Origin of the sequence: Paenibacillus sp. GXUN7292 (assembly GCF_050864975.1) — a bacterium.
Classification (GTDB): Bacteria; Bacillota; Bacilli; order Paenibacillales; family Paenibacillaceae; genus Pristimantibacillus.
In genome coordinates, this window is sequence record NZ_JBOZWO010000019.1 from 1 (window position 1) to 20,931 (window position 20,931).

At 46.0% G+C, this 20,931-nt stretch carries 24 protein-coding genes; 19 read left to right on the plus strand and 5 right to left on the minus strand.

Annotated elements, in window-relative coordinates; translation table 11 throughout:
- Nucleotides 1-218: 218 nt before the first annotated feature.
- From ACRRU2_RS15900 to ACRRU2_RS15910, 3 genes are all read right to left on the minus strand, one after another.
- Nucleotides 219-998 (minus strand): energy-coupling factor transporter transmembrane component T family protein, encoded by a 780-nt coding sequence (locus ACRRU2_RS15900; protein ID WP_432503179.1) that lies wholly within the window; start codon nucleotides 996-998, stop codon nucleotides 219-221.
- Nucleotides 976-2,514 carry an ABC transporter ATP-binding protein gene (locus ACRRU2_RS15905; RefSeq protein WP_432503182.1) on the minus strand — a complete coding sequence of 513 codons (1,539 nt, stop codon included), beginning with the start codon at nucleotides 2,512-2,514 and terminating at the stop codon, nucleotides 976-978. Before ACRRU2_RS15905 ends, ACRRU2_RS15900 begins: the two co-directional genes overlap by 23 nt.
- Nucleotides 2,515-2,626: 112 nt before the next feature.
- Nucleotides 2,627-3,223, minus strand: coding sequence for an ECF transporter S component (locus ACRRU2_RS15910; RefSeq protein ID WP_432503184.1), 597 nt, complete (start codon nucleotides 3,221-3,223; stop codon nucleotides 2,627-2,629).
- A gap of 281 nt (nucleotides 3,224-3,504) precedes the next feature.
- On the opposite strand from ACRRU2_RS15910, the gene mgtE reads away from it, so the two are divergent.
- Nucleotides 3,505-4,839, plus strand: coding sequence for a magnesium transporter (gene mgtE / locus ACRRU2_RS15915; RefSeq protein WP_432503186.1), 1,335 nt, complete (start codon nucleotides 3,505-3,507; stop codon nucleotides 4,837-4,839).
- A gap of 89 nt (nucleotides 4,840-4,928) precedes the next feature.
- Here mgtE and ACRRU2_RS15920 read toward each other — a convergent pair whose 3' ends face one another.
- The gene (locus tag ACRRU2_RS15920; RefSeq protein ID WP_432503188.1) at nucleotides 4,929-5,231 is read right to left on the minus strand and encodes a DUF2627 domain-containing protein; all 303 of its coding nucleotides are present in this window, start codon (nucleotides 5,229-5,231) and stop codon (nucleotides 4,929-4,931) included.
- A gap of 221 nt (nucleotides 5,232-5,452) precedes the next feature.
- On the opposite strand from ACRRU2_RS15920, the gene lpdA reads away from it, so the two are divergent.
- The 6 genes from lpdA to ACRRU2_RS15950 all read left to right on the plus strand — a co-directional run bounded on the left by lpdA (nucleotide 5,453) and on the right by ACRRU2_RS15950 (nucleotide 12,389).
- The gene (gene lpdA / locus ACRRU2_RS15925; RefSeq protein ID WP_432503190.1) at nucleotides 5,453-6,880 is read left to right on the plus strand and encodes a dihydrolipoyl dehydrogenase; all 1,428 of its coding nucleotides are present in this window, start codon (nucleotides 5,453-5,455) and stop codon (nucleotides 6,878-6,880) included.
- A 134-nt stretch (nucleotides 6,881-7,014) separates the two neighbouring features.
- Entirely contained in the window at nucleotides 7,015-8,049 is a 1,035-nt protein-coding gene (locus ACRRU2_RS15930; RefSeq protein ID WP_432503192.1) for a thiamine pyrophosphate-dependent dehydrogenase E1 component subunit alpha, read from the plus strand.
- Complete coding sequence (locus ACRRU2_RS15935; RefSeq protein ID WP_331698601.1) at nucleotides 8,049-9,032, plus strand: alpha-ketoacid dehydrogenase subunit beta; 984 nt, start codon at nucleotides 8,049-8,051, stop codon at nucleotides 9,030-9,032. The genes ACRRU2_RS15930 and ACRRU2_RS15935 overlap by 1 nt, the downstream gene beginning before the upstream one ends.
- 36 nt (nucleotides 9,033-9,068) lie before the next feature.
- Nucleotides 9,069-10,370 carry a dihydrolipoamide acetyltransferase family protein gene (locus tag ACRRU2_RS15940; RefSeq protein ID WP_432503194.1) on the plus strand — a complete coding sequence of 434 codons (1,302 nt, stop codon included), beginning with the start codon at nucleotides 9,069-9,071 and terminating at the stop codon, nucleotides 10,368-10,370.
- Between the two features lie 16 nt (nucleotides 10,371-10,386).
- A complete protein-coding gene (gene lipB / locus ACRRU2_RS15945; RefSeq protein ID WP_331698603.1) occupies nucleotides 10,387-11,109 on the plus strand; it encodes a lipoyl(octanoyl) transferase LipB in 723 nt (240 codons plus the stop codon).
- A gap of 152 nt (nucleotides 11,110-11,261) precedes the next feature.
- The gene (locus ACRRU2_RS15950) at nucleotides 11,262-12,389 is read left to right on the plus strand and encodes a M20/M25/M40 family metallo-hydrolase (protein WP_331698604.1); all 1,128 of its coding nucleotides are present in this window, start codon (nucleotides 11,262-11,264) and stop codon (nucleotides 12,387-12,389) included.
- Nucleotides 12,390-12,398: 9 nt separating this feature from the next.
- Here the strand turns inward: ACRRU2_RS15950 and mciZ are convergent, their stop codons facing one another.
- Complete coding sequence (gene mciZ / locus ACRRU2_RS15955; protein WP_432503197.1) at nucleotides 12,399-12,560, minus strand: Z-ring formation inhibitor MciZ; 162 nt, start codon at nucleotides 12,558-12,560, stop codon at nucleotides 12,399-12,401.
- Between the two features lie 101 nt (nucleotides 12,561-12,661).
- Here mciZ and ACRRU2_RS15960 point away from each other — a divergent pair, with 101 nt between their 5' ends.
- From ACRRU2_RS15960 to ACRRU2_RS16015, 12 genes are all read left to right on the plus strand, one after another.
- Nucleotides 12,662-13,243, plus strand: coding sequence for an NUDIX hydrolase (locus tag ACRRU2_RS15960; RefSeq protein ID WP_432503199.1), 582 nt, complete (start codon nucleotides 12,662-12,664; stop codon nucleotides 13,241-13,243).
- Nucleotides 13,244-13,326: 83 nt separating this feature from the next.
- Complete coding sequence (gene spoIIM, locus ACRRU2_RS15965; protein ID WP_432503201.1) at nucleotides 13,327-13,935, plus strand: stage II sporulation protein M; 609 nt, start codon at nucleotides 13,327-13,329, stop codon at nucleotides 13,933-13,935.
- An 86-nt stretch (nucleotides 13,936-14,021) separates the two neighbouring features.
- On the plus strand, nucleotides 14,022-14,477 hold the full coding sequence (locus tag ACRRU2_RS15970; protein ID WP_331698608.1) for a Fur family transcriptional regulator: 456 nt from the start codon (nucleotides 14,022-14,024) through the stop codon (nucleotides 14,475-14,477).
- A 177-nt stretch (nucleotides 14,478-14,654) separates the two neighbouring features.
- A complete protein-coding gene (locus ACRRU2_RS15975; RefSeq protein WP_432503203.1) occupies nucleotides 14,655-14,891 on the plus strand; it encodes a DUF4227 family protein in 237 nt (78 codons plus the stop codon).
- A 44-nt stretch (nucleotides 14,892-14,935) separates the two neighbouring features.
- A complete protein-coding gene (xerD, locus tag ACRRU2_RS15980) occupies nucleotides 14,936-15,826 on the plus strand; it encodes a site-specific tyrosine recombinase XerD (protein WP_432503205.1) in 891 nt (296 codons plus the stop codon).
- 35 nt (nucleotides 15,827-15,861) lie between these two features.
- A complete protein-coding gene (locus tag ACRRU2_RS15985) occupies nucleotides 15,862-16,686 on the plus strand; it encodes a purine-nucleoside phosphorylase (RefSeq protein WP_432503207.1) in 825 nt (274 codons plus the stop codon).
- Nucleotides 16,687-16,799: 113 nt separating this feature from the next.
- A complete protein-coding gene (locus ACRRU2_RS15990) occupies nucleotides 16,800-16,973 on the plus strand; it encodes an aspartyl-phosphate phosphatase Spo0E family protein (protein ID WP_331698612.1) in 174 nt (57 codons plus the stop codon).
- 197 nt (nucleotides 16,974-17,170) lie between these two features.
- Nucleotides 17,171-18,364, plus strand: a complete 1,194-nt coding sequence (locus ACRRU2_RS15995; RefSeq protein ID WP_432503209.1) for a D-alanyl-D-alanine carboxypeptidase family protein — start codon at nucleotides 17,171-17,173, stop codon at nucleotides 18,362-18,364.
- A 146-nt stretch (nucleotides 18,365-18,510) separates the two neighbouring features.
- The gene (spoIIAA, locus tag ACRRU2_RS16000; protein ID WP_331698614.1) at nucleotides 18,511-18,864 is read left to right on the plus strand and encodes an anti-sigma F factor antagonist; all 354 of its coding nucleotides are present in this window, start codon (nucleotides 18,511-18,513) and stop codon (nucleotides 18,862-18,864) included.
- A complete protein-coding gene (spoIIAB, locus tag ACRRU2_RS16005; protein WP_331698615.1) occupies nucleotides 18,861-19,307 on the plus strand; it encodes an anti-sigma F factor in 447 nt (148 codons plus the stop codon). Before spoIIAA ends, spoIIAB begins: the two co-directional genes overlap by 4 nt.
- A 19-nt stretch (nucleotides 19,308-19,326) precedes the next feature.
- The gene (gene sigF / locus ACRRU2_RS16010; protein ID WP_432503212.1) at nucleotides 19,327-20,082 is read left to right on the plus strand and encodes an RNA polymerase sporulation sigma factor SigF; all 756 of its coding nucleotides are present in this window, start codon (nucleotides 19,327-19,329) and stop codon (nucleotides 20,080-20,082) included.
- 209 nt (nucleotides 20,083-20,291) lie between these two features.
- Entirely contained in the window at nucleotides 20,292-20,930 is a 639-nt protein-coding gene (locus ACRRU2_RS16015) for a stage V sporulation protein AA (RefSeq protein ID WP_331698617.1), read from the plus strand.
- Nucleotide 20,931 lies beyond the last annotated feature (1 nt).

Consider the following 20,931-nt stretch of genomic DNA (forward strand, 5'->3'; position numbering starts at 1 on the left):
TCGTTCCGTTATTGCAGTGGAAATCGCAATTTTGAGGCGGCAAAAGGACAGACGTTCCGTTATTGAGCAATAAATAGCACAGTTAGCCCGATTTAGTGCCGAATAGCGGAATGTGTGACCGTCAAATTAATAAAATAGCGTTTTTTATGCAAATAGCGGAACGTGTGACCAAGTGGTGAAGTATTCCTCTTCCATTTTCGGCACATTCTAAATGAGAATTAGCTTTTTATCGGCAGAATAACAGATACTGCGTAGGCTCCAGCAAGGACTCCTATAAAAAAGAGCAGGCATATGAGATCCATAACAGCAAAGCGAGTCTGATAGTAATAAGTGCGTGCCGAACCCATCTGGAACCGTTTGGCTTCCATTGCAATTGCTACGCGCTGTGCGCGCCGTATGCTTTGCGCCAGCAAGGGGACGGCATATTGCTGCAGCCGTTCATACCATCCTCGCACGCCGGGACTGAATTGTATGCCTCTTATTTCTAGCGCATTGCGCCTGGCTCCGATTTCTTCCCACAGCAGCGGCAGTATACGAATGGCTGCAATAAAGCTGTAAGCATATTTGGCTGGCATACGAAATTGCTGCATAAGGGCGTAGAATAGCAGCAGCGGTTTCGTGGTGAGCGCAAAGAGCATGCCAAGAGCCCCAAACGACAATGTTTTGAAGCCGATTAATAGTCCATGATGAAAGCTTTCATTGGATATTTTAATCAGCCCCCACGACCACCAAATCTCTGAGCCCTTGCCAAATAGTATCATAGTTGAAGCGGAGGACAGAAAGGTAAGTATAAATGGCGAAGTGAAAAGCAGCAGCTTTTTTCCGCTGTATCCGCTATATGCGAGCAACAGCACCATGTAAAACACCATTTGGTAGAAAGCGAAGTCAAACTGATTATTTATAAGTGCGATAAGCAGTAGACTCATAAATATAAGAAATTTTCCAGCAGGATTTATGCGGTACAGCCATGTTTCTTTAGCTGGTTGGAATAGCTTCATCAAGCGCAAGCTCTCCCTTCTTGCCTGAAATCTCATCTGTTGGAGGCTTTTTAACGGTTAGTTTGCCTTGCGCGATCTGCCATATTTCGGTTGCAAAATGATTCATAATGTACAGGTCATGTGTAATCATTATAATGATTGTCCCGTCTGTACGCAGCTGTTCGAGCAGCTCAAGGATAGCAAAGGTGCTGCGTGCATCCTGCCCAAATGTTGGTTCATCCAGCAGCAGGATGGAAGGCTTGTGGGACAGCGCTGCTGCAACGCTTAGACGCCGTTTCTGCCCAATCGACAACTGATAGGGGTGCCGATGCCGCTGCGCATCCAGCTGAAATAATTGCAGCAATTCCTTCGTTCTGTCCTCTATATTATTTGGCTCAAGCTGCTCTAATTTCAAGGCAAGTGATATTTCTTCATCGATCCGATTGGTAACAAACTGCATTTCCGGATTTTGAAATACAAAGGACAGCATCTTGAGCAAAGAGGAACGGGGTGTTTTCCGTCTTAAAAACCTATTTGTTCGGTCTCTGTGCTCAACAAGCTCGCCATATATGGTATAATAGCCTTTTGTTTCAATTAGCTGCATGAGGGAAAGCAAAAGCGTGCTTTTGCCTGCGCCGTTTTCGCCGCATATTGCGATCCATTCTCCAGTTAAGGCAGCCGCTTGCTCTACGAAAATGGAAGGCGGGATATCATTTGATTGATTGCCGGAATAGCCTTTCGTGTAAGAGGCACTAAAGTGAAGCAGTTCTAAACCGTCATTATTCGCTGGATTGGGTAATTTGGCAGGATGCTCGACAAGCAGCCTGCTGCGCGCCTTTACGATCCTTGCATAGTTGTCTGTCCTCATATAATCATGCCATACATCTGGATACCAGATGCCATGCTCAATGAACTGAGATTTATAGTTGTTAAATATAACGGAAGGGCTGTCATCTGCGATAATCGCTCCATTTCCATCAAATAACACGATCCGGTCTACCCAGTCGGCAATATAGGAAATTTGATGCTCCACTATGACCACGGTTTTTTGTTCTGCGTGCTTTTTTACTGTTTCCCATATTAACTCAGCACCTTCCGGGTCCAGCAGCGCTGATGGCTCGTCAAGAAACAAAGTATCGGGCTCAAGCAGCAGGATGGATGCCAAGGCCAGACGCTGCTTCATTCCTTGTGACAACAACTGAATTTCGGTATGCGGATGAGCCAGCTTCAATCCTACAGAATCGAGAGCAGCCAGTATTTTTTGATCCATCAATTCTCTTGGCACGTTAAGGTTTTCCAGAACAAAGCCAAGCTCTTCATCAACATAGGGCATGCAAAATTGCGTATCAGGGTCCTGAAAGACGAAGCCCCATGAGGCGGGCGGAGTAAAACGGTCGTACTTGAGCGGCAATTCAATAGAATTAGGAATTATACCGCTTAATACCTGCAGCAGCGTTGATTTTCCGCAGCCGCTTGGTCCTAGGAGCAGCACCTTTTGTCCCTTTGGAACAACAAAAGAGAGGTCCTTGAAAATCAAGGACTGCTCTCCTGGAAACTTTAGCGTTAAATTGCAAATTTCCGCTGCTAAAGATAACTTATGTTCTGACATAATATTTGTATGCTTCAATAACAGCACCTCAACATTCATCTTAGCGGCTTAAAGATTGATAGTCTTCCTCGGAAGCTGGACGAAGGGAAGAAGTGACGCCTGTTGCTTCAAGCGCGCGTACTAAGAAATAGGCGAATACCCCGGCGAATAAAAAGGCGCTGCTGACTCTAAGCCCATATTTTAAAATAAGCACCCAGGTTTCATAGTTAGCGTAGCCATAAACGAGGTCAATGAGAAAGGAAGCGGCAGCGGACATAATGCCCGCGATGCCGGCTACTGCCAAGCCTGCCTTTTTGTAACGGACGGCTGTAAATATTAGCTCGGCCGCCAAGCCTTGAAAGAAACCGTAAACGATCGTTTGCAATCCCCATTCTGAGCTTAGCAGCGCCGATATGCTTGCTGCAGCCAGACTGGCGATTAATGCAACGCCTGGCTTGCGAAGCAATAAATAAGCGAAAGGACCAGCCATAAACCACATGCCGTAAGTTAATTGTCCCGCTTGTGGGAATAATGGTTTTACGATGCCGTACACGCTATCCCATAGCTTGAAAATAACCCCAAAAACTAAAGCTACCATTACGGTAACGAGTATGTGCGAAAATTTGAGACTGCTGCTGCGTTGAGCTGAACTAGACATGAAAACACTCCTTCAATCATGCATGATAATAAAATTTTTACATAAAAAAACCGGCTGGCAGCGCAGACGGTAGAAGGGTCCCCAAAAACATGTTCTCTACGCTGGCATTATCCAGATCAGATTAACGGTCAGCTGCGCATACTAGCAGCAATCTCAGCCTGAATGACTCAAGCACCCGTGTCAATTATGTAATTAGCAATCATGTTACAATAGAACGGCTTGATTTGCAATACTAGATGCAGAGTGATTTTTTATGCTGCAGCAGGAATGGAGGTACAGATATGATTGAACTTAAACAGCTTATACAGATGATGGAGAAAAAAGATAAATTGGTCTTTTACGACTATTTGGAATCTTATCGGCCAATTGATTTGGCGGAGTGCGTTGAGCAGATGAGCCGGACACAGCAGCTTACTTTTATGGAGCGTATTCCCGTGCTGCTGGCAGCGGAAGTGCTGGAGCATGTAGAGCCGCTTCTGCAGTATCAAATATTGATTCATTTGCAAGAAAAAACGACAGCGCTTGTGCTTAATGAGATGTCAGGCGATGTTGTGGTCGATATGATGCTAGCCATACATCGCAATCAGGCTGCGCGAATGCTGAATTTGCTGCCCGATGATTATAGAGAAAAGCTGCAAATGCTGATGAGCTTCCCTGAGGAAACCGCCGGCAGTCTTGCAACGGTAGATTATATTGCAGCACGAAGCATGTGGACCGTGGAGCAGACGCTAAAGCATATTCGCAAGGTAGGGCGAGATGCAGAAATTACAGCGTATATTTATGTAATTGGCGCTAAGGGCGAGCTGCTGGGCGTAGCTTCGCTGAAAAGTATTATACTGGCTGAACCGCATGTTCAGCTATGGGAAATTATTGTCGAAGCGGTATCCGTGCCCGCTATGATGGAGCAGGAGGAAGCGGCTGATGTGCTGTCGCGCTATGACTGGGTAGCACTGCCTGTTGTTGATACGCAAAATCGTCTGATCGGCGTTATTACGGTTGACGATTTGATCGATGTTATGCAAGAGGAAGCTACGGAGGATATCCAGAAGCTCGGCGGCAGCCAGCCGCTTGAGAACAGTTATTTTAAAACGTCAGTTTTTCAGCTTTATAAAAAAAGAATAGTATGGTTATTGATATTGTTTGTTGCTGAAGCCTACACCGGCAATGTGCTTCGACATTACGAAGATACGCTGTCAGAGGTTATAACACTTGCCTTTTTTATACCACTTTTAATTGGAACAGGCGGCAATACAGGAACGCAAACGGTATCCACGCTGGTGCGTGCGCTTGCGATGGGCGAGGTTCGTTTTAGAGATTTGTACAAAGTAATTCGCAAGGAAATGGCTGCTGGTATTATGACAGGTATCTCCATAGCTATTATTGCCTATGCGAGAGCATGGATATTAGGCGTAGAGTATGATGTTGGACTCGTTGTGGGCATCACCGCATTAGCGATTGTGTTATGGGCTTCCTTGGTTGCGGCGGTATTGCCGCTAATATTGCATAAGCTTAAAGCTGACCCGGCCGTAGTTTCAGGCCCTTTCATAACAACACTGGTTGATGGTACAGGCTTGATTATTTATTTCACAGTAGCACGAATTGTTTTAAGTCTTTGATTTACTGACGAAGTTATATTGAACAAAGAAAAAAAGAGCTGCCAATCCAGCGTACAGGCCGGATTGCTCAGCTCTTATTGTTATAGAACCTATTCACTTTTTGGTTGCGGCTTCGGAGGACGAGGGCGTTTTTGCTTGAAGCGCGGGGCAACATAATTGCGTTTGCGGTCCCTGAAGAAAATCCAGCCGCCAATAAAGCCGGCGCCGGCAAAAAACATAATTACGCCGGAAATAAATAACCACCATTCAAAGCTGGGCGTAACAGCATCATTGCCAAAATCAGCGAAATAATGAAAAAGAGCATTTTTCACATTTAAAAAGCCAAGACAGGCTATGACACCAGGAATGACTAAAAATAAAATGGCAATAAAGCGAGCAACAATTAATCTCATACGGGGTGATTCTCCTTGTTTTTCGTTCATTTCAGCTCTACTTATCATACCTTTTTATTAGTTGCCTGTCTATTTTAGAAGTTGGCAGTGAAAACAATTGAAAAAACAGTTACAATAGAACTGCGCTAAAAATAGGATGTGAAAATATATCCGATTTTCGATTTTGAATGATCGAATAGGATGCCTTTATATAGCATAGTAGTAACAATGGAGGGGTTTTTATGACGATACAAGTTGATGTCGCTGTTTTAGGCGGAGGGCCTGGAGGATATACTGCTGCAATACGCGCTGCCCAGCTTGGTAAAAGCGTAGCTGTAATAGAGATGGACAAGCTTGGCGGAACCTGTCTGCACAAAGGCTGCATTCCGAGTAAATCACTGCTGCGCAGCGCTGAAGTATACAGAACGCTGTTAGAGGCGAATCAATATGGCATCACTGTGGATCAGCAAGCAGTCTCGCTGCAGTTCGATTTAGTCCAGCAGCGCAAAGAGCAAACGGTAACGCAGTTACATAACGGTCTTCGCAGCCTGATGAAAAAAAATGGCATCCAGATTATTGAAGGCAAGGGACGTATTATCGGGCCGTCGATTTTCTCGCCTCGCAGCGGCTCTGTCGCGGTTGAATTTGCTGATGGCGAAATGGATTCAGTCGTATCCACCAATCTGATTATCGCCACTGGCTCCCGTCCACGCGTACTGCCGGGACTTGAGCCTGATGGTGAGCATATACTAACAAGCGATGATGCGCTTGTCATGGACAAGCTTCCTGCTTCTATGCTGATAGTAGGTGGGGGCGTTATTGGCGTGGAGTGGGCTTCCTTGCTTCAGGATTTTGGCGTGCAGATAACGATTGCGGAAGCGGGAGCGAGACTGCTGCCTGGCGAGGATCAGGACGTTTCCAGCGAGCTTGCCAAGCAGCTCGCCAAAAGAGGCGTGCGAGTGCTGACCAATATTTCGCTTACAGCAGACAGCTATCACGTACAAGAGGATGGAATTGAAATAGCCGGAGATACCCCGGAAGGGAAAGTGACACTCAGCGCCTCCAAGCTGCTGCTTTCTGTGGGCCGTGTACCTAATTTGGAAGCAATAGGCCTGGAAAATACGGATATTAAATATAGTTCGTCTGGAATTGAAGTCAATCGCTTCGGCCAAACTAGCGAGCCGCATATATATGCAATCGGCGACGTGATTGGCGGTGTGCAGCTGGCACATGCAGCAGCCAAAGAAGGCGTCGTTGCGGCGGAGCATCTGAGTGAACGGCAGCCTGTTCTCGTAGAAGCAAGGCAAATTCCGCGCTGCATCTATTCCGCTCCAGAGGTTGCCTCCTTCGGATTGACTGAAAGCGAGGCGCGCGAGCAAGGCTATGAAGTGAAAATTGGCAAAATTCCGTTTCAAGCAATTGGCAAAGCGATCGTTTTGGGCGAGACGAACGGATTTGTAAAGGTGGTGGCGGATAAGTCCACTAACGATATTATTGGCGTTCATATTATAGGTCCGCATGCGACTGAATTAATCGGCGAGGCAGCTTTGGCAGGCTGGCTGAACGCATCGCCCTGGGAGATCGGCCAGCTCGTTCATGCTCATCCTTCTTTATCCGAAGCTATAGGCGAAGCGATGCTTGCAGTTGATGGACAATCGATATCTTACTAAAATATATATGACAGTTGTCAGGTTGTTCTTTCTTGGCTGGAGCAGTTATAATATAAGATGTGGTCTTAGTACCAGGTTATAGTATCTTATTAGCATTGTGAAAGTAATCTTAATTAGACAAGGAGGCACCCTTGATGACTCAATTATATGCGACTGGACAACAGGCTAAACATATTGAATTAGGCTTGAGCGATGAGCAAGCTGTAGAAATGTATAAAATAATGATAACGGCGCGCCGGTTTGACGAGCGAGTGCTGCTGCTTCAACGTGCAGGAAAAGTTAATTTTCATGTATCAGGCATTGGGCAGGAGGTAGCGCAGGTTGCCGCTGCGTTTGCGCTGGATAAGGAGCAGGATTACTTCCTGCCGTATTATCGCGATTATGGCTTCGTCATTTCGGTAGGGATGACGCTTCGCGAGCTGTTTTTATCGGTATATGCCAAAGAGGAAGATCCAAATAGCGGCGGCCGTCAGATGCCAGGGCATTTCGGACATAAAAAGCTGCGTATCGTAACCGGATCAAGCCCTGTTACGACACAGGTGCCTCATGCTGTGGGCATCGCATTAGCGGCGAAGATGAAGAAAAAGCCGCTAGTCAGCTTTGTTACGTTCGGCGAGGGATCCAGCAATCAGGGCGATTTTCATGAGGGCTGCAATTTTGCCGGTGTGCAGAAGCTTCCTGTTATTATAATGTGTGAAAACAACCAATATGCGATTTCGGTACCGGTCCGCAAGCAGCTTGCTGCTAATGTTGCTGATCGGGCTATTGGCTACGGGTTTCCGGGCTTTCAGGTTGACGGCAATGATGCGCTTGAGGTTTTCCGGGTCGTAAAGGAAGCGAGAAGCCGTGCGATAGCGGGAGAAGGACCTACCTTGATTGAAGCGATGATGTACCGTCTATCGCCGCATTCTACCTCAGACAATGACTTGGCCTATAGAACGAAGGAAGAAGTTGAGGAATACCGAGCGAAAGACGGAATTCCAAAATACAAACAATATTTAATAGATTGCGGCTTATGGAATGAAGAGCTGGACGAAGCTTTACAGAAAGAAATTCGGATGCAGCTTGATGAGGCCAACGAATATGCGGAGAAGGCGCCATTCCCAACACCTGAATCTTCTCTTTTGCATGTATATGCTGACGACTCTGAACAAGGAGGCCGACAATAATGGCTAATATGCACTATATAGATGCGATTCGTCTCGCGATGAAGGAAGAAATGGAAAAGGACGAGAATGTATTCGTGCTTGGCGAAGACGTTGGCGTCAAGGGCGGCGTATTCACGACGACGCAAGGCCTGCAGGCGCAATTTGGGGAAGAACGCGTACTGGACACGCCGCTTTCTGAATCTGCAATCGCAGGTGTAGCGATAGGCGCTGCTATGTACGGCATGAAGCCGATTGCCGAAATGCAGTACTCGGACTTTATGTTCCCTGCCGCTAATCAAATTATTAGCGAGGCTGCCAAAATCCGTTACCGCTCTAATAATGATTGGACCTGTCCGGTAGTTATACGCGCTCCAATCGGAGGCGGAGTATTTGGCGGGTTGTATCATTCCCAGTGCCCGGAGTCGGTTTTCTTTGGCACGCCGGGACTCAAAATAGTCGCTCCGTATACGCCATATGATGCAAAAGGGCTCTTGAAGGCTGCGGTAAGAGATCCAGATCCTGTGCTTTATTTTGAAAATAAAAAATGCTACAAGCTTGTCAAAGGAGAGGTGCCAGAATCGGATTATACGGTTCCGATCGGCGAAGCGAATTTGCTGCGCGAGGGCGACGATATAACAGTTATTGGTTACAGCTTGCCTTTGATGTTTATCGAGCAAGCTGCTGCTGAGCTGGCAGAAGAGGGCATTGAAGCTCATATATTGGATTTGCGTACGCTGCAGCCTCTTGACAAGGATGCGATCGTGCAGGCTGTTCGCAAAACCGGAAAAGTACTTATTGTGCACGAGGATAATAAGACCGGCGGCGTTGGAGCGGAGGTAGCCGCTATTATTGCAGAGGAGCTCCTGTATGAGCTGGACGCGCCAATTATGCGGCTTTGCGGTCCTGATGTGCCGGCAATGCCAATTAATCCACCGGGTGAAAAGTTCTTTATGCTGAATAAAGATAAAGTGAAAGAATCTATGAGACAATTGGCCTTATACTAATTACGGTTAAGATATTGGCAGTTGGGAGATGTTGAAATGAAAAAAATAGTCGAAATCGTAGTGCCTCAGCTGGCTGAATCGCTTGTATCAGCTACGATTGACAGATGGTTGAAGCAGCCGGGTGATTCGGTGGAAAAATATGAGCCGATTTGCGAGCTTCTAACGGATAAAGTTACGGCAGAGCTGCCCGCTACTTATTCAGGCACGCTCAAAAAAATATTGATCGGCAATGGCGAGACAGTTCCTGTTGGTACGTCAATAGCATTGCTCGAGACAGATGAGGAAATTATCGGGGACAATGTTGTGCCTGGTGAATCTGAAGCGCCAATCAATCCTTCCGTCGAAAAAGGCAGCCAAGCTGCGACAGATGCTGCTGCACCTATGCGTAATCGTTTCTCGCCAGCTGTTCAACAGCTTGCAGCTGAGCATGGTGTTGACTTGACCAAACTGTCGGGGACTGGCCTGGGAGGCCGTATTACACGCAAGGATGTACTCGCCTACGTGGAGTCCGGCGCGCATCTGAAGGCGGAGACGCTGCTTGTTGAGAAGCCTGTTGCCGAGGTGAGATCGACCGGCATTCATCTGTCTGAAACGCCGCGTCTTCCTAAAATCGAGGTTGAAAAGTCAAGCGTTCCAGGGCACGGCGAATCATTTATCGACGTTACCCCAATCCGAAGCGCTATCGCCCGTAATATGGTGCATAGCTCCACGCAAATACCGCATGGCTGGACAATGATAGAAGTTGACGTTACCAATCTGGTGCTGCTGCGCAATAAGCTTAAGGATGAATTCAGAAAGCGTGAAGGGGTGAATTTAACCTACCTTGCGTTTTTGATGAAGGCCGTTGTCAATGCCATTAAGGATTATCCAATCATGAATTCCAGCTGGGCAGAGGATAAAATTATCGTTAAGCGGGACATTAACATATCGTTGGCTGTCGGGACGGAGGATTCTGTGCTTACGCCGGTTATTAAAAATGCGGATCAAAAAAATGTGGCCGGACTGGCAAGGGAAATCGAAGAGCTGGCGCGCAAAACGAGAGAAGGCAAACTCAAGCTGGACGATATGCAAGGCGGCACCTTTACGGTTAACAATACAGGCTCGTTCGGTTCGATTTTATCTTACCCGATTATTAACTATCCGCAAGCTGCTATTTTAACCTTTGAATCAATCGTTAAGCGTCCTGTCGTCATTAACGATATGATAGCAGTGCGCTATATGGCGAATTTATGCTTGTCGCTCGATCATCGTATTTTGGATGGCGTAATTTGCGGCAGATTTTTACAGCGCGTGAAGGATAATTTGGAGAGCTATAATTTAGAGAGCACACTGTATTAAGAAAAGGGGAACCGTCATGAGTGAGGCTATACATTTGCCAAGCAGAAGATTGGATGCCCGCTATATGGGTTTGACTGACTATGCTGCGGCATGGGAGCTGCAAAAAGCATACGTCAAGCAAATTGACAAGGAGGAGCGAGCAGAAACGCTGCTCCTTCTTCAGCATCCGCCAACCTATACGATAGGTTCAGACCGCCATCCGGAGCATTTGCTGCTTGAGGCTGCACAGCTAGAGGAAAAAGGAATCTCCGTGTTTGAAATTGACCGAGGTGGAGATATTACGTATCATGGACCGGGCCAGCTTGTGGGCTATCCCTTGCTGTACCTGGACGCCGTTGGCCTTGATCTGCACGGTTATTTGCGAACGATAGAAGCCGTAATTATAGACTGGCTTGCCGAGTATGGTATAGAAGCGTCCAGAAAGCCGGAGTATACCGGCGTTTGGGTTGGGGATGAGAAGATCGCTGCTATTGGGGTGAAATTCAATAAGGCTCGTACGCGCAGAGGCTTTATTACGAGCCATGGATTTGCACTCAATATTAAATCGGGTATTGCTGATGAAGGCTTTAGCGGTATTGTACCTTGCGGCATTCAGCAATACGGTGTAACATCCTTCAATGATTTAACAGGCATGTCGCTAACCGTTGAACAAGCAGCAGCGCAAATACTGCCTTATTTTTGCAGCAGGTTTAATAGCGAGCTAATGCTATCCGAGTATGAAAGAGCCAACTCCCGCTAGCAGAGTAGTGACAAGCAAAGCTGCAGCGACGATAATAGCAACGATTTTAATAATTTTTTGTTGACGCATTGTATTTTGACTCCTTTCCAGAATGCTGACATTTCGTATAATAATACTATTGTAAACGATCGTAACGAATGGAGGAACCCGTAATGATTGAAAAAAAACGATTAATTGATGAATTTATGGAGTTAGTCCAAGTGGATAGCGAAACAGGCTATGAGGCTGAAATCAGCAAAGTGCTAAAGGACAAGTTCAGTGAGCTTGGATTAAGTATAACTGAGGATGATGCTGCTAGCAAAACAGGTCATCAGGCTAACAATTTATTTATTACGCTGGAAGCTAGCGTGCCTGCTGCACAGGCACCTGTACTGCTTTTTACATGCCATATGGATACTGTTACGCCAGGCAAGGGCATCAAGCCTCAACTTGACGAGGATGGCTATATTCGCAGCGACGGCACCACTATTCTTGGCAGTGATGATAAAGCAGGCATTGCCGCTATGCTGGAAGCCATTCGCGTAGTGAAAGAAAATAATATTGCCCATGGGAAAATTCAGTTTGTCATTACAGTCGGCGAGGAATCCGGCCTGCTGGGAGCTAGAGCGATGGATGCGTCGCTTCTGGAAGCAAAGCTTGGCTTTGCACTGGATTCCAACGGGAGTATTGGGGATATTGCAGTTGCAGCCCCTACTCAAGCGCGCGTTACGATTCATATTTATGGAAAATCTGCTCATGCAGGCGTGAATCCTGAGGATGGCATCAGCGCTATTCAAGTGGCAGCCAAAGCCATATCACGTATGCCGCTCGGTAGAATAGATGCAGAGACAACGGCGAATATCGGACGTTTTGAAGGCGGAGGAGCAACCAATATTGTTTGCGATTATGTCAAACTGGATGCTGAAGCAAGAAGCATCGTGCAGCACAAGCTTGATGAGCAGGTTAATAAAATGCGCGCTGCTGTAGAAAGCACTGCAAAGGAATTTGGCGCTCGCGGTGAAGTGGAGAGTGAAGTGATATATCCAGCTTATCGATATACCGATGGCGATGAAGTTGTTGAGCTGGCCAAAAAGGCGATTGTCGCCATTGGACAAACGCCTCGATTATTCCACTCTGGCGGCGGAAGCGATGCTAATGTGTTTAATGGTTACGGCATCCCAACTGTCAATCTGGCTGTTGGCTACGAGCATATTCATACAACCAAGGAACAAATTAAAGCAGATGATTTAGTGAAAACAACGGAGCTTGTCGTTGAAATTATCCGTCAGGCTGCATTGTAACGTTGTAACTTATCTTTGTGTGCTATGAAGAAAAGGGCTTGGGACTGAGGCATTACACAGCTGTGCAAGCGGCGCTCTACCAAATTGCTGCGTAAGCTTGCGCAGCTGATGTCTCACTTCCCAAGCCTTTCCTACTATTCGCAGCTGATCAGCTATCAGATATACCTTCATTATTGAATTCCCCCTTGAGTTACTATGCTTGTCTCATATGTATGCATCAGCTGGACAAGTTAGAAGCGAGAGAGCGGCTATCGTATAGGAGTGAATCAAATATGAGCGACAATCAAAATAAAGAACTTTTATCAGGCGATTGGACAGAAAAAACGGTTACCTCAAAGCCTATTTTTGCCGGTAAGGTAATTTCACTGCAAGTAGATACCGTAGCGCTGCCGAACGGCAAGGAAGCCGCGAGAGAAATTGTCAGGCATCCGGGAGCAGCAGCAGTCATAGCGCTGGTTGACGGCAAGCTGCTGGTCGTGGAGCAATATCGCAAGCCGCTTGAAAGATTCCAAATTGAAATACCTGCGGGCAAGCTTGATCCGAATGAGGATCCGATGACTGCGGCGGCCAGAGAGCTGGAGGAAGAGACTGGCTATCGTGCAGAAAATCTAGTTCTATACAATGCTTTTGCTACGTCGCCTGGCTTTGCAGACGAGGTTATTTACATCTATTTCACTGATCAAGCTGTTCCCGGCGAGCAAAGGCTCGATGAGGATGAATTTTTGCATGTATCTGCTATCACGATGGAGCAAGCGGACGCTTATATTGCAGAAGGGCGCATATGCGATGCCAAGACGCTGATCGCCGTGCTTGCTTGGAAGCTCTATGCGGCTACAGGAAAGCTGTTATCATAAATTCTAGTATTTCGTCATAGTGAGATGAGGCCTTTCATAGACTAAGGGTACAGCCTTATGAAAGAAATGGAGGGCCGCTTCTGATGAAAACTAAAATGAATTTATATGTATTTGCAGGTGTGCTGATTATAGCTGGGGCGGTATTTGGCCTTTTGCTGGCAAGCGCTCTTACCCATGACCAGCAGCAGGTGCTGGAGCAGGATGTGCAGCAGTATTTGAACTTTATGCAGGCAAGCCCGGAAATGGCAGGCAAGCTGAGCGTTTGGTCTTACTTTTCAACGCATATTAAGTGGCTGCTGCTGCTTTGGCTGCTTGGTGTAACGGTTATAGGGCTGCCTGGCGTTCTTATTCTAATTTTTGTAAAGGGTTCAATTCTAGGTTTTTCAATGGGCACTTTTATCGCCCAGTTTGGCTGGAAAGGGATTGTTTTTTCGGCGGCAGCCTTTGGACCGCAAAATATAATTATTATACCGGCGATGGTCATTATGACTGCAGGGGCAATGAGCTATGCTATTCAATTTGTACAGCTGAGAGTTTTGAAGCAGCAAATAAAGGAGTCTCCTAAATTAATAGAATTCACTACAGTTTCTGTAGTGATGCTCGTTATGTTTTTGGCAGCCGCTTTACTTGAAGCGTACTTATCTCCGCCTCTGATTAACTGGGCTTCTACTATTCTTGTTTCCTCCACTTAAGTAAACAGCTATCAAAACGTTTGACTTGGCTGCTGATTAGACTTTATAATAATAGGAAACGTTTTCGCTGTTGTAGGAGGGGAACTATGGAAGCCCGCATTGAAAAAATTAAACAACAATTACAGTCGCAGGGCTATAAGCTTACTCCACAGCGAGAAGCAACTTTGCGTGTACTGCTGGAGAATGAAGAGGATCATCTTAGCGCTGAAGATGTTTTTATGCTAGTAAAGGATAAAGCGCCGGAAATTGGACTGGCTACTGTATACCGCACATTGGAGCTCCTTAGCGAGATGCATGTGGTAGAAAAACTTAATTTTGGCGATGGCGTAGCTAGATATGATCTGCGCAACGATAGCAGCAAGCATCATCATCATCATTTAATATGCGTGCAATGCGGCTCGATGGATGAGATCAAAGAGGACTGGCTGCTGCCGCTCGAAGAGAAGCTGGCGCTAGAATATGGTTTTAACGTCATCGATCACCGGCTTGATTTCCAAGGCGTTTGCAAAAGATGCCGCGAGAAAGAAGATTCGGAACAATAATAAACGGCTTTGCTCCAGTGATTGCTGGCCAGCAAAGCTTTTTTAATTTCTCTAGCAAATAACTGAAAATCATTATCTGATAAATATGCTCAGCTTCAGGCATAAGCAAGCGCTCTTTCTCATAAGGTGTACAAAAAGATTGCTGGACAATCTGTTGCGTGCGGAAAGGGGCTGGACATGATCGTTTTTTCATTTCGGCAATGGCTTAATCGAGTGCTGTTTATCGTATTATTTGTTATTCTATTAATAGTAGCTGTTGGAGGCTACCGCTGGCTGATTGGGGTCGTCTCCCCGATACATCCCCATAAAGAGCCCCGCGGAGCGGCAGTTAAAGTATTTGTAACGGATCCTGCCTCGCCTGAAGGCAATAAAACGTTGGATCGGCTGCGTTGGTTTTACTGGTATGGCGAATAAGCCGAAGAAGCGCTGCGGCAAAATAGTGCGGAGAGGAAATAAGTATGGAACTGGAATGCGAACAGTATATGAACTATTTAAAGAAGGATCGCCGGCTATCCGATAATTCTTTGGCTTCGTACAAGCGCGATCTTTCTTTTTTGCAGAAATATATGAAAGGGCTCGAGCTGGCTTCTTGGAGCGACGTGCAGAAATATCATATTTCAAAATATGTGCATGCACTTAAGGAGGAAGGACGCAAGCCTGCAACTATAGCAAGAAAAATTGTAACGCTGCGCGCCTTTTTTCAATATTTGACAACCAGTCAGATCATTCCAAAAAATCCTGCTGATCAGATTGAGTCACCGAAAAGTGAGAGACGCTCGCCCGTTATTATGAGCCAGAAGCAGATAGGTGCTTTGCTGGATGCTCCGGGCATATTGAATGCTGTAGGAAAACGGGATAAAGCGATGCTGGAGCTGCTCTATGCAACTGGCATTCGAGTAACTGAGCTGATCAGCTTGAATATTGAGCATGTTCATGTTGAGCTGGGCTATATTCAATGTACAAGCAGTTCTTATAAAGAGCGTATCGTGCCGATCGGCCAAGCCGCCAAACAGGCGCTTGCCAGCTATTTGGAGGAAGGCAGGGAAGAGCTGGTCACCTCAAGAACAGACAGCTCAGCGTTATTTTTGAATCATTTGGGAACTAGATTGACGAGGCAGGGCTTTTGGAAAATATTAAAAAAGCATGCAGGAGAAGCGGGGATTGACGAGGAAATAACTCCGCAGATGCTGCGCCATTCTGTAGCTGCGCATTTGCTGGAGAACGGAGCAGATATACGAACCGTGCAGGAAATGCTCGGACATGTTGAAATTGCAACAACTTTGAAGTATATTCAAAGTGCTTCGCCTCGGCTTATGGATGCGTACCAGCAAGCACATCCGAGAGCATGATTGGCGGCATTATTTTAGGAATACGGAGGATTACAATGAACAATTTGACGATTACTCATATTAAAGAAGCAGCGCAATACATACTGGACAAGGCTGACAGCAAACCGGAGATCGGGCTTATTATGGGCTCGGGCCTGGGCGTGCTTGGTGACTATATCGAACAAGCAATAACGATAAATTATAAAGATATCCCTCATTTTCCTGTCTCAACCGTAGAAGGCCATGCAGGCGAGCTTGTTATCGGCACATTATCGGGCAAGACGGTTGTATTGATGAGAGGCAGATTCCATATGTATGAGGGCTATGAGCCCGCTCTGACGGCTTTTCCTGTTCGTGTAATGAAAGAGCTTGGCGTACAGAAGCTTGTTGTTACGAATGCAGCTGGAGGTATTAACACAGCATTCGCTTCAGGCAATTTGATGTTGATCGCTGACCATATTAATATGACTGGAAAAAATCCGCTGATTGGTCCAAACAATGATGAGCTCGGTCCTCGTTTTCCGGATATGTCGGAAGCATACAGCAAGCGTCTTCGCAAAATTGCGCATGAAATCGCACAGGAGCAGCAACTGGCCTTGCAGGAAGGCGTGTATGCCGGGCTGCTTGGGCCGAGCTATGAAACACCTGCAGAAATTAGAATGCTTAGAACACTCGGAGCAGATGCTGTCGGAATGTCGACTGTTGCCGAAGTTATTGCAGCAAGGCACTGTGGTATAGAAGTTGTTGGTATTTCTTGCATTAGCAACATGGCTGCCGGGATTTTAGATCAGCCTTTGTCACATATTGAGGTTATGGAGACGACTGAGCGTGTAAAATCGCAATTTTTAGCCTTAGTTTCTACCTTAATCGCTAAAATTTAGACAAAACTGTAACACAATTGTAATATGTTGCTCGACGTAAACTGACAGTATTTGAATGCTTGTTCGTCGTATAATGTCCATGATCATCAAAGAAAGATGGAGTGTTGTTAGAAATGGACAAGCAATTTTTACTACAGCTAGAGCTTTTACGACATGAAATGGTTGAAACTGCGATGCAAGAGCAGAATTTATTACATCATGATGTTATACAGCTTAGCCAATCGCTTGATGAAATGATTAATATTGTTCAATCACATCAACGAGAATTAGTCAAAGTTATTCATTGAATAGTATCAATTGCGAAATCAATTGTTGAGCATAGCAGATGCAGCCATGTAACAACAAGAAACGCCTGCAAAAGTATTTATACTTTTGCGGGCGTTTCTATTTCCCCCGCCCAAATGAGCCTTCGAATGGAATAATTTTCATAGTTGATGTCAACAATGAGAACGATAGTGTAATTAATAAGGAGGAGCTACTCAATATGAAGTTAAAATCTATGAAGCTATTTACACTTTTTATTGCATGCTTGCTGCTTGTGCCAAGCGGCGCTTTTGCGATGGAGGAAAGTGCGGAGCAGGCAGCTGAGCAGCAATCGGCAACACCTGATCTGGCCCCTTCAGCAATGTCGGCAATTTTGATGGATGCGGAGAGCGGTACGATCATTTACGATAAAAATAGTAATGAGAAGCTGCCGCCGGCGAGCATTACGAAGGTTATGACGCTTTTGCTCATTATGGAGTCATTGCAGGATGGCAAAATTAAAATGACTGATAAAGTGCGCACTAGTGAGAGAGCTGCCTCCATGGGCGGATCGCAAATATTTTTAGAGCAAGGCGAGGAAATGACGGTTGAGGAGATGCTGAAGGGTATCGCTCTTGCATCCGGAAATGACGCGTCTGTAGCAATGGCGGAGAAGCTGGCTGGCACCGAGCAGCAATTCGTCGACATGATGAATAAAAGAGCTAAAGAATTAGGCATGAATAATACCCATTTTGTTAATGCAAGCGGTTTGCCGGCAAACAATCATTATTCAACTGCGCTTGATATAGCGATCATGTCGCGAGAGCTGCTGAAGCATCCTGAAGTGCTCGCATATACAGGGCTGTATCAGGATTATTTGCGCAAAACCTCGGAAAAGCCTTTTTGGCTTGTCAACACTAATAAGCTTGTAAGGTTTTACAGCGGCGCTGATGGCTTGAAAACGGGCTACACAAGCGAGGCGAAATATTGTCTCACTGCAACTGCCAAACGCGACAACTTGCGCGTGATTGCCGTCGTAATGGGAGAGCCGACGACCAAGCAAAGAAATGCTGAAGTATCGCAAATGCTTGACTATACGTTCTCTCAATATATGAATCACACATTGGTTAATAAGGGCTATACGATCGGCCAGCTTGCCGTGGAGAAGGGCAAGGAGTCGCAGCTGACGCTTACGGCTGACAAGCCGCTCACCATGTTGCTTAAAAAGGGAACGCCTGTTGAAAATATTCGTCAGGAGCTGCATTGGAATGAGCCGTTGAAGGCGCCTATTAAGCAAGGAGAACAGCTTGGAAAGCTGAAGGTTTATCAAAATGAACAGCTGGTGAAGGAGTTTGACATCACTGCGCCACAGTCTATTTCAAAGGCGAATTGGTGGCATTTGCTGAAGCGTTCTGTATCCGGACTGTTTACGTAGCATAAATGAAGTCGAATTTATTAGCGGATAATGTCAGCTTGTAGATGTTTGCTTCTAGTTTTGTCGCCATGCAGGAATCATAGAGCGCTATGGAGAAATGCTAGTCAATCGCGCAATATAATAACCTGAAGGAGATGAACAGCTTAATGAGCCTACAAGCAGAACTGGAACAGTATCGCAATGTGCTGATCGTGCGATTGAAAGGCGAGATGGATCATCATACCGCCGATGCTGTTCGCTATAAGATGGAGGAAGCATTGCTGCGCGGAAGCGTAGAGCATATCATCTTAAGCCTCAAAGATTTGCAGTTTATGGACAGCTCCGGCATTGGCGTTATTCTTGGCAGATACAAGCAAGTAAGAGGCAAGGGCGGCAAGATGGTTGTCTGTGATGTTAATCCGAATGTTCATCGGCTGTTCGAGCTTTCCGGATTGTTTAAAATTTTGACAGTGCATGACAACGAACGAAATGCAATTTCAAGCCTGGAGGTGGTGTCATGAAAGGCAGAAATGAAATGACTTTCACATTCAGCGCTCTATCGCAAAATGAAGCTCTGGCCCGTATAACCGTTGCTGCCTTTGTATCACAGCTTGATCCGACGATGGATGAGCTGAATGATCTTAAAACGGCAGTTTCTGAGGCGGTAACCAATGCGATTATTCATGGCTATGAAAGCGATCCGACCAAGTTTGTCAGGCTGGAGGCTGTCATTGAAAATGATGTTGTAACGATAGTTGTATCCGATGATGGAATTGGCATTGAGGATTTGGAGCTGGCAAAGCAGCCTCTATATACGTCGAAGCCTGATTTGGAGCGCTCAGGCATGGGCTTTACGATTATGGAAAACTTCATGGACAACTGTGAAATTGTTAGCAAACCAAATGGCGGTACGACGATTTCAATGATGAAAAGAATTGAATCAAAAAAAGCGCTTTACAACTAGTGCATAGGGGTTGAACCTCATGAATGTCGATGTAAAACAATCCTCTCAGCCGTATTTGGATGATTCTGAGGTGAAGCGGCTGATTGCCCTGAGTCAGGCTGGCGATTCAGTAGCCCGGGACACGTTGGTTCAGTGCAATATCCGACTCGTATGGTCTGTTGTTCAGCGATTTATTAACCGCGGCTATGAGCCCGAGGATTTGTTCCAAATAGGCTGTATTGGACTGCTGAAGTCTGTTGACAAGTTTGATTTGTCCTATGACGTCAAATTTTCCACTTATGCAGTGCCTATGATTATTGGGGAAATCCAGCGGTTTTTAAGAGACGACGGCACGCTGAAGGTTAGCCGATCATTGAAGGAGACAGCCAATAAGGTTCGAAAGATGAAGGATGAGCTTTCCAAAACCTTAGGCCGCCTTCCAACGATCAACGAGGTTGCGGAAGCGCTTGAGCTGACGCCGGAGGAAGTCGTATTTGCACAAGAGGCTAACAAGCCTCCTACTTCCATTCACGAAACGGTATTTGAGAATGATGGCGATCCAATTACACTGATGGATCAAATCGCTGATGATTCCCAGGAACGCTGGTTTGACAAATTAGCTCTCAACGAAGCGATTGAAGGACTAGGCGAGCGGGAGAGGCTAATCGTTTATTTAAGATACTTCAGAGACAAAACTCAGTCAGAGGTTGCTAGCAGGCTTGGCATTTCGCAGGTGCAGGTGTCGAGGCTGGAGAAAAAAATATTGCAGTCAATCAAAGACCAAATTGCTCTTTAGAGCGATTTGGTCTTTTTCAATATGTAGGAAAGTATAAGTTTTCACTTTATACATGTTCCTATATTTCATCGGTAAACGCGCCTGTCTAAAGGACGGCGGAGCCGTTTATCCTTGATAGCTGGATTGAATTGGCTGATTAGAGAAATGCTTCAATTCTCATACTAAAGATTACATAAAAGATTGCAAGGCTTGGAAAGGATATCGTTAAGATGAATTCAAATCCAACACCTACTCTTTATTTGAGATTAAAACGGAAAATGTACATCAAGCCTGAGGAAACCGTTACACTCGGTCAAATCGCGAGGCTCGTTACAGATAACAAGGCGCTTGAGCAAAGGCTGATGGATGCTGAATTATATAAGCACAGGCAGGAGGACGGCAATCGCGTAGTCGTTGATTTGCTGCAAATTGTTCAAGCTATTCGTCAAATCGAGCCGCTGCTGTCTATTGAGTCATACGGAGACCCGCAGGTGCTACTGATGGTAGCCGAGAAACGTGCCCAGCCGCGAGTGGCCGTGCTGCTAGTCAGCTGGGTGCTGCTGTTCTTTGGCTCAGGGCTGGCGATTATGAATTTTCATACAGATGTTGGGATGAAGGATGCGCAAATACGAATCGTAGAGCTGATTACTGGACAAAAAAGCGAGCGTCCGCTTTGGTTTCAAATTCCGTATTCGATAGGCATAGGAGCGGGAATGGTCTTATTTTTTAATCACTTGTTCCGCAAACGATTTAATGAAGAGCCTAATCCGCTGGAGGTCGAGCTGTTTATGTATCAGGAAAATATGAACGATTATGTTATCGCTGATGAGATGCGCAAAAAGTCGAGCCATGCGGAGCAGGAGGATTGAA

What these genes read in the sequence shown, in the direction of transcription:
- mciZ (WP_432503197.1), bottom strand. Translation starts at nt 12,560, where the DNA reads ATGAAGGTATATCTGATAGCTGATCAGCTGCGAATAGTAGGAAAGGCT.
- ACRRU2_RS15920 (WP_432503188.1), bottom strand. Translation starts at nt 5,231, where the DNA reads ATGAGATTAATTGTTGCTCGCTTTATTGCCATTTTATTTTTAGTCATT.
- ACRRU2_RS15990 (WP_331698612.1), top strand. Translation starts at nt 16,800, where the DNA reads ATGGACAAGCAATTTTTACTACAGCTAGAGCTTTTACGACATGAAATG.
- ACRRU2_RS15930 (WP_432503192.1), top strand. Translation starts at nt 7,015, where the DNA reads ATGACTCAATTATATGCGACTGGACAACAGGCTAAACATATTGAATTA.
- ACRRU2_RS16015 (WP_331698617.1), top strand. Translation starts at nt 20,292, where the DNA reads ATGAATTCAAATCCAACACCTACTCTTTATTTGAGATTAAAACGGAAA.
- ACRRU2_RS15900 (WP_432503179.1), bottom strand. Translation starts at nt 998, where the DNA reads ATGAAGCTATTCCAACCAGCTAAAGAAACATGGCTGTACCGCATAAAT.
- ACRRU2_RS15985 (WP_432503207.1), top strand. Translation starts at nt 15,862, where the DNA reads ATGAACAATTTGACGATTACTCATATTAAAGAAGCAGCGCAATACATA.
- lpdA (WP_432503190.1), top strand. Translation starts at nt 5,453, where the DNA reads ATGACGATACAAGTTGATGTCGCTGTTTTAGGCGGAGGGCCTGGAGGA.
- spoIIAB (WP_331698615.1), top strand. Translation starts at nt 18,861, where the DNA reads ATGAAAGGCAGAAATGAAATGACTTTCACATTCAGCGCTCTATCGCAA.
- sigF (WP_432503212.1), top strand. Translation starts at nt 19,327, where the DNA reads ATGAATGTCGATGTAAAACAATCCTCTCAGCCGTATTTGGATGATTCT.
- spoIIM (WP_432503201.1), top strand. Translation starts at nt 13,327, where the DNA reads ATGAAAACTAAAATGAATTTATATGTATTTGCAGGTGTGCTGATTATA.
- ACRRU2_RS15935 (WP_331698601.1), top strand. Translation starts at nt 8,049, where the DNA reads ATGGCTAATATGCACTATATAGATGCGATTCGTCTCGCGATGAAGGAA.
- ACRRU2_RS15970 (WP_331698608.1), top strand. Translation starts at nt 14,022, where the DNA reads ATGGAAGCCCGCATTGAAAAAATTAAACAACAATTACAGTCGCAGGGC.
- mgtE (WP_432503186.1), top strand. Translation starts at nt 3,505, where the DNA reads ATGATTGAACTTAAACAGCTTATACAGATGATGGAGAAAAAAGATAAA.
- ACRRU2_RS15910 (WP_432503184.1), bottom strand. Translation starts at nt 3,223, where the DNA reads ATGTCTAGTTCAGCTCAACGCAGCAGCAGTCTCAAATTTTCGCACATA.
- lipB (WP_331698603.1), top strand. Translation starts at nt 10,387, where the DNA reads ATGAGTGAGGCTATACATTTGCCAAGCAGAAGATTGGATGCCCGCTAT.
- xerD (WP_432503205.1), top strand. Translation starts at nt 14,936, where the DNA reads ATGGAACTGGAATGCGAACAGTATATGAACTATTTAAAGAAGGATCGC.
- ACRRU2_RS15950 (WP_331698604.1), top strand. Translation starts at nt 11,262, where the DNA reads ATGATTGAAAAAAAACGATTAATTGATGAATTTATGGAGTTAGTCCAA.
- spoIIAA (WP_331698614.1), top strand. Translation starts at nt 18,511, where the DNA reads ATGAGCCTACAAGCAGAACTGGAACAGTATCGCAATGTGCTGATCGTG.
- ACRRU2_RS15995 (WP_432503209.1), top strand. Translation starts at nt 17,171, where the DNA reads ATGAAGTTAAAATCTATGAAGCTATTTACACTTTTTATTGCATGCTTG.
- ACRRU2_RS15975 (WP_432503203.1), top strand. Translation starts at nt 14,655, where the DNA reads ATGATCGTTTTTTCATTTCGGCAATGGCTTAATCGAGTGCTGTTTATC.
- ACRRU2_RS15940 (WP_432503194.1), top strand. Translation starts at nt 9,069, where the DNA reads ATGAAAAAAATAGTCGAAATCGTAGTGCCTCAGCTGGCTGAATCGCTT.
- ACRRU2_RS15960 (WP_432503199.1), top strand. Translation starts at nt 12,662, where the DNA reads ATGAGCGACAATCAAAATAAAGAACTTTTATCAGGCGATTGGACAGAA.